The organism is Arthrobacter sp. MDT2-34-1 (genome assembly GCF_059091365.1).
In genome coordinates this window covers 1-1,257 of record NZ_JBNHGO010000039.1, presented here as the reverse complement: position 1 = coordinate 1,257, position 1,257 = coordinate 1, and the positions used below count along the sequence as shown (strand labels likewise).

Annotated in this window: 2 protein-coding genes; one reads left to right on the top strand and one right to left on the bottom strand. The window is 62.1% G+C overall.

Annotated elements, in window-relative coordinates:
- The coding region (locus AC5RVV_RS17430) for a transposase (RefSeq protein WP_494002617.1) at positions 1-403 on the top strand (403 nt) is incomplete at its 5' end.
- Positions 404-754: 351 nt separating this feature from the next.
- On the opposite strand, the gene AC5RVV_RS17425 is transcribed toward AC5RVV_RS17430, so the two are convergent.
- A partial coding sequence (locus AC5RVV_RS17425; protein ID WP_494002616.1) for an SDR family NAD(P)-dependent oxidoreductase occupies positions 755-1,257 on the bottom strand: 503 nt, incomplete at its 5' end.

The following is a 1,257-nucleotide window of genomic DNA, read 5'->3' as shown; positions in this document are numbered from 1 at the left end:
CGAGGCCAGCCCCGCTGCCCCGTTGCTGGAGGAGATCGGGGTTGGCACCATCACCGCGGCCGTCGTCTACGTCGCCTGGTCGCATCCGGGCAGGGTGCGTTCCGAGGCGGCCTTCGCTGCTCTCGCCGGAGTTAACCCGATCCCCGCATCATCGGGCAACACCGTCCGTCACAACCGAAGAGGCGACAGGCGCCTCAACAGCGCCCTGCACATGGCCACGGTGGTCAGAATGGTCCACGATCCCGACACCCGGCTCTACGCCGACCGCCGGAAAGCCGAAGGCAAGACTCCACGCGAAATCCGACGCATCCTCAAGAGATACCTCGCCCGGCGCCTCTACCGTGTCCTCAACGCGCTCCACGCGCCCGATGGCATGATCCCAAGCGCCGCTTCACGGATATAGAAGATTCGGATCATCAATGACAGGGGCGACAGAGTCATACCGGATCCAGCGACCATGTCCCCGACCACGGAGACAGAATAAATGTAACGGGGTCGCGATGTTGGACGGCACCCCGCCACAGCCCTGTCCATAGGCAAGGTCGTCCAGGCGGCGACCGATGAATGCAATGATTGAAGCGATGTCGGATCGTTCGCGAAGGATCAGCACGGAATCGAGCCCGACGGCAGTTTCGATCGCCCGGCGGTCGGCGTCGGCGCTCCACAGAATTCCGCGTGAGGCGAGCAGCGCTCGGTAAAGGCACCGCACGCTGGGATGGTCGTCTCATCTCCACCGAGACAGTTCGGACCGGTGTCACCGGTGGACGATCAGTCCGCCGTCGACGACGAGGTCAGTGCCGGTGATGTAGGAGGACTCGTCTGATGCGAGGAAGAGCACCGCGTAGGCGATCTCCCTGCTGTCTCCCATCCGCCCCAGCGGTATCGCGTTCGTCTGCGGGCTAAAGTCGTGACCGTTCGCAAGCAGGTTTGTCACGATGGCGGTTTCGATAATACCTGGGTCGACAGAATTTACGCGGATCTTGTCCTTGCCGAGTTCGACTGCGGCGACTTTGGTCAGCGACCGCACCGCGCCCTTGCTGGCATGGTATGCGGTCGACCTTCCAGAGGCGACCAGCCCCAGAATGGAGGCGATGTTAACAATGGAGCCGCCGCCGTGACGACGCATCCCCGGCACGACTGCCTGCATCCCGTATAAGACACCCAACTGGTTGATCTGGATGGTCTGATCCCAGATCTCTTGGGTGGTCTCCTCCAGGCCGACTTTACTAATGATTCCGGCGTTGTTCACAAGTACCG